Genomic DNA, 5,166 nt, shown 5'->3' with positions numbered 1-5,166 from the left:
GTTCTATCCGGCGGTGATGCACTCGAAGGCGCGCCTGACCTACAACGAGGTCTGGTCGATCCTGTCGAACGTGAAGGGCCCCGAGGCCGCCAAGCGCGCGCCGCTGGTGCCGCACCTGCAGGATCTGTACGAGCTGTTCCAGACCTTGCTCAAGGCCCGCCGCGAGCGTGGCGCGATCGACTTCGACACGACCGAGACCTACATCGTCTGCAACGCGCAGGGCAAGATCGAGCAGATCCTGCCGCGCACCCGCAACGATGCGCACCGGCTGATCGAGGAGTGCATGCTGACGGCCAACGTCTGCGCGGCGGAGATGCTGGAGCGCTACAAGCACTCCGCGCTGTACCGCGTGCACGCCGGCCCGACCGAAGAGAAGCTGCAGGCCCTGCGCGCCTTCCTGAAGACCAGCGGCCTGACGCTGGGCGGTGGCGACAAGCCCCAGGCGGGCGACTACGCCGAGGTGATGGAAAAGATCGTCGCGCGTCCCGATGCGCCGATGCTGCAGACCATGCTGCTGCGCTCGATGCAGCAGGCGGTGTATAGCCCGGACAACGTCGGCCACTTCGGCCTGGCGTATCCGGCCTACGCGCACTTCACCAGCCCGATCCGCCGGTATCCGGACCTGCTGGTGCACCGCTCGATCAAGGCGATCCTGCAGCGCACGCGCTACGTGCCGGCACTGGCTGCGGGCGTGCAGCTCAATAGCGCGCTGTCGCCCAAGGCGCGCCGCCTGCAGGCCGAGGCCGAGAAGGGCGTGCCGGCCGCCGTCGTCAACAAGGCCAAGGCCGAGGCGATCTGGCACGAGCTGGGCGTGCACTGCTCGGCCAACGAGCGCCGCGCCGACGAAGCCTCGCGCGACGTCGAAGCCTGGCTCAAGTGCTACTTCATGCGCGACAAGCTCGGCAACGAGTTCTCGGGCACCGTCAGCGCGGTCACCTCGTTCGGCATCTTCGTGCAGCTCGACGAGCTGTACGTGGAGGGCCTGGTGCACGTGACCGAGCTGGGCAGCGACTACTTCCAGTACGACGAGGCCCGCAACGAGCTGCGCGGCGAGCGCACCGGCATCCGCTACCGCCTGACCGATCGCGTGCGCGTGCAGTTGCTGCGCGTCGATCTGGATGCGCGCAAGATGGATTTCCGCCTGATCCAGGAACCGTCGGCCAAGGCGCTGCGCCCGGCCAAGGTGACGGGTGCGCCGGAAGCCCCGGCGCCGCGTCAGGTGGCCGCTGCCACGCCGGCACCGCCGGTCGGCCGCAAGAAGCCGCGGCAGCTCGCGGCGTTGCTGGGCGGCACGGCCAAGCCGGAGGAGTCGTTCGACGAGGCGCTCGACCGCGTCCTCGAAGAGCAGCCGGTGTTTGGGCCCGGTACGCGCGCATTGCCGCCGGGCCATGCGCACCCGAAGCCCGCGCGCAAGAAGCAGCCAGCCCGCGTGACCAAGCCCAAGGGCGGCGCCAAGACCGCCGCGCCGCGCAAGGCACCGGCCAAGGTGGCGCGCAAGGGCAAGGGGCGCTGAGCCGCCAAAACCGCTGAGGGGCGAGGGCAGACGGGTACAATCGCGCCATGTCTAAATCCAAGCTCCTCATCGGCTTCCATGCCGTCACCGCCCGGCTGCGCCACGACGCGCGGTCGATCGACGAAATCTACTTCGAGGCCAACCGCCGCGACCGCCGCATGCAGGATTTCCTGAAAGCGGCGGAAGCAGCGGGCGTGCGCCTGATCCCCGCTGACAACGAACGCCTGCGCGGCATTGCCGGTACCGATCGCCACCAGGGCGTGGTTGCCAAGGCGGAGTCGCTGTCGCTGGCGCTCAACCTGGACGAGCTGCTCGACAGCATCGAAGGCACGCCGCTGCTGCTGGTGCTCGACGGCGTGACCGATCCGCACAACCTCGGCGCTTGCCTGCGCGTGGCCGATGCGGCCGGCGCGCATGCCGTGATCGCGCCCAAGGACCGCAGCGTCGGCATCAACACCACTGTGGCCAAGGTGGCCAGCGGCGCCGCCGAAACCGTCCCCTACATCACCGTGACCAACCTGGCGCGCACGTTGCGCGAGCTGCAGGAGCGCGGCGTGTGGGTGATCGGCACGGCTGATGAAGCCGAGCAGGATCTCTACCAGGCCGACTTCAAGGGCCCCATCGCCATCGTGATGGGCGCCGAAGGCGAGGGCATGCGCCGCCTCACGCGCGAGACCTGCGATGCGCTGGTCAGCATCCCGATGGCGGGCAGCGTGGAAAGCCTGAATGTGTCGGTGGCCAGCGGCGTGTGCCTGTTCGAGGCCGTACGCCAGCGCGCCGCCGCTCCCGCCAAGAAGTGACGGACCCCGTGCCGACGGCCGCATCCGATGCGGCTGCGCTGGCCCAGGCGCGCGCCTGGGTCGACGCCGCGCAGCGCATCATGGTGCTGACCGGCGCGGGCGTTTCCGCTGAATCCGGCGTGCCGACCTTCCGCGATGCGCTGACCGGCCTGTGGGCGCGCTTCAATCCGGAAGACATGGCCACCGAGGCCGCCTACCGCAAGCACCCGCGCATGGTGTGGGACTGGTACCAGGAGCGCCGCGAGCGCGTCCTGCAGGCCCAGCCGAACCCCGCGCACGTCGCCATTGCCGCGCTGGCCAAGCGTAAGACGGTGACGCTCGTCACGCAGAACGTCGACGGCCTGCACCAGCGCGCCGGCAGCGAAGGCGTGATCGAGCTGCACGGCAATCTGTTCGCCAACAAGTGGCTGGGCGGCTGCGGCAAATGCGACATCGCCACAGCCGAACCGGGCCGTCCGCCGCGCTGCGCGACCTGCGGTGCGATGCTGCGTCCGGGCGTGGTGTGGTTTGGCGAGCAACTGCCGCTGGTGGCGAACTACCGCGCCGAAGAGGCGGCCAACACGTGCGAGGTGTGCCTGGTGGTGGGAACGTCCGGCCTGGTGTATCCGGCGGCCGGGTTGCCGGGGCTGGCGAAGGACCACGGCGCGCACGTCATCGTCGTGAATCCGGAGCCGAGCGCGCTGGATGAAACGGCTGATCTGGTGATCCACCAGCCGGCGGGCGTGTGCCTGCCCGCCATGCTGGGCTAAGAACCCGCTCACGATCCTACTGCGCACCCCGATCTTGGCTTTGCGATGCTCGCCGTACCCGTGTACGGCTGCGCTTCTCAAGCTAACCTCGGGGCGCTCGCTACGGATCGTGAGCAGGTTCTAACGCGCTTCCTTACGCTGCCACGCGCAGCGGTTCAATCAATGCTTCCAGCTTGACCGCATCCGCCGCGAACAGACGGATGCCTTCGGCCAGCTTTTCGGTGGCCATCGCATCAGCGTTCATCTGCCAACGGAACGATTTCTCGTCGGCGGGCAGGCGGACGATGTTGGCGGCTTGCGCGTGGTCCGGCGACAGCTTGCGCTCGACCGGCGCGTCGGTCTGCTGCAGCTGGGCGAGCAGGTCCGGGCTGATGGTTAGCAGGTCGCAGCCGGCCAACTCGACGATCTGCGAGGTGTTGCGGAAGCTCGCGCCCATCACCTCGGTCGAATAGCCGAACTTCTTGTAGTAGTTGTAGATGCGCAGGACGGACTGCACGCCCGGGTCGTTCGCGCCGCCCTGGGCGACCGGGTCCCAACTGGCGCCGGCGTCCTTCTTGTACCAGTCGTAGATGCGGCCGACGAAGGGCGAGATGAGCTGCACGCCGGCTTCCGCGCAGGCCACGGCCTGGGCGAGCGAGAACAGCAGCGTCATGTTGCAGCGGATGCCCTCGGCACGCAGCTGGTCTGCCGCGCGGATGCCTTCCCACGTGGACGCGATCTTGATCAGCACGCGCTCGCGCGCCACGCCGCGCGCCTCGTACAGCGCAATCAGGTGCTTGGCCTTGGCGACGGTGGCTTCAGTGTCGAACGACAGGCGTGCATCGACCTCGGTCGACACGCGGCCCGGGATGATCGACAGGATCTCGCAGCCGAATGCGACCAGTACGGCGTCGATGATGTCTTCCACGCTGTCGCTGCGCGCATCGCGCACGGCCTGCTCCAGCAGCGGGCGGTATTCGGCCTTCTGCACGGCCTTCAGGATCAGCGATGGGTTGGTGGTCGCATCGTGCGGCGCGTACGCGCGCATGGCCTGGAAATCGCCCGTGTCGGCGACGACGGTGGTGAACTGCTTGAGTTGATCGAGCTGAGTCATGATCCAGAAAGCGGGTTCGAAAGGCGGGTCCGTAGTGCGGGCCGGCGGTGGCCACCGGCCGAGGTGGATGAATTGATTGTACTCCGCGCGTTTGGCGGCGCCACTTGACCGGGGGCAGTCGTAACGATCCGGTACACTACCGGGTTTCCCGATTCCAACCAGGTTTTTGCGATGACGCAGGACGAACTGAAGGCACTGGTGGCGCAGGCCGCCGCAGACTACGTATTGGCCAACGTGCCCCAGGGCGCCGTGCTGGGCGTGGGCACCGGCTCGACGGCCAACCTGTTCATCGACGCGATGGCGCCACACAAGGCGCGCTTTGTGGGCGCGGTATCCAGCTCGGAAGCCTCGACGCGCCGCCTGCAGGGCCATGGCTTTACCGTGCTCGACCTGAACGATGTCGACACGATCCCCGTGTACGTGGACGGCGCCGACGTGATCGACGCCGACGGAATAGTTGGCGATGACGCGGATGGTGTCGGGCAGACGGCCGATGAGGGCCGCCGTCATGCGCTCGGTGTGACAGATGAGCAGCCCATCGGCGCCCCTCGCCCGCTCGAGCAACTCCTCGATCGCCAGCAGCCGGTCCTCGTCATTGAAGCGCGGCTGGTAATCGCGGCTCAACCGGGCGGCGACGGCCGGCGGCACCTTGCGGGAAACGACGATGACGGGTTCATCACTCATCAGACGGCCTCGGGCGGCGGGGTTGACGGAAAAACCGGCCGGACCTTCTACCACATTCGCGGCCGGCCGGCGTAACGGTTTCCAGGCGACCCCGGCGGGCGGTGCTCGAGGGGCGTTATCCGGTGAACAGGCCGTGGGCCATCCAGCCCGACAGGAAGCCGGAGAGGAACTTGATATCGACGAGGAAATTGAACAGCCAGCCGCCCAGGAACGCCAGCGGATAGGCCAGGGCGCGTACCATATGCCACCTCCTTTACGATCACAGCTTACCCGGCGGGCGGCGCCGGCGGGAGAGAAAAAAGACGGACCGGCTCCCGGGCCCCCGGG

General features: G+C 68.1%; 5 protein-coding genes and 2 pseudogenes. 4 read left to right on the top strand and 3 right to left on the bottom strand.

What is annotated here, in order from left to right; genetic code table 11:
- From QZ609_RS24350 to QZ609_RS24340, 3 genes are all read left to right on the top strand, one after another.
- Nucleotides 1-1,513, top strand: a 1,513-nt coding sequence (locus QZ609_RS24350; protein ID WP_295500398.1) for a VacB/RNase II family 3'-5' exoribonuclease, incomplete at its 5' end; no start/stop codon positions are given.
- A gap of 47 nt (nt 1,514-1,560) precedes the next feature.
- Nucleotides 1,561-2,313, top strand: a complete 753-nt coding sequence (gene rlmB, locus QZ609_RS24345; RefSeq protein WP_295500395.1) for a 23S rRNA (guanosine(2251)-2'-O)-methyltransferase RlmB — start codon at nt 1,561-1,563, stop codon at nt 2,311-2,313.
- Between the two features lie 8 nt (nt 2,314-2,321).
- Complete coding sequence (locus QZ609_RS24340; protein WP_295500393.1) at nt 2,322-3,062, top strand: NAD-dependent deacylase; 741 nt, start codon at nt 2,322-2,324, stop codon at nt 3,060-3,062.
- A gap of 133 nt (nt 3,063-3,195) precedes the next feature.
- On the opposite strand, the gene tal is transcribed toward QZ609_RS24340, so the two are convergent.
- Nucleotides 3,196-4,155, bottom strand: coding sequence for a transaldolase (gene tal / locus QZ609_RS24335; protein ID WP_295500390.1), 960 nt, complete (start codon nt 4,153-4,155; stop codon nt 3,196-3,198).
- Between the two features lie 171 nt (nt 4,156-4,326).
- Here tal and QZ609_RS24330 point away from each other — a divergent pair.
- Nucleotides 4,327-4,599: pseudogene (locus QZ609_RS24330) on the top strand (ribose-5-phosphate isomerase A); the annotation flags it as partial.
- Nucleotides 4,600-4,647: 48 nt separating this feature from the next.
- Here the strand turns inward: QZ609_RS24330 and QZ609_RS26820 are convergent.
- Both QZ609_RS26820 and QZ609_RS24325 read right to left on the bottom strand, forming a co-directional pair.
- Nucleotides 4,648-4,839: pseudogene (locus tag QZ609_RS26820) on the bottom strand (D-glycerate dehydrogenase); the annotation flags it as partial.
- 115 nt (nt 4,840-4,954) lie between these two features.
- Nucleotides 4,955-5,080: a hypothetical protein gene (locus QZ609_RS24325; RefSeq protein WP_295500387.1), complete on the bottom strand. Its 126-nt coding sequence runs from the start codon at nt 5,078-5,080 to the stop codon at nt 4,955-4,957.
- Between the last annotated feature and the right edge of the window lie 86 nt (nt 5,081-5,166).

Origin of the sequence: uncultured Ralstonia sp. (genome assembly GCA_913056305.1) — a bacterium.
Lineage (GTDB): Bacteria > Pseudomonadota > Gammaproteobacteria > Burkholderiales > Burkholderiaceae > Ralstonia.
This window is presented reverse-complemented; position numbering and strand designations above follow the sequence as displayed.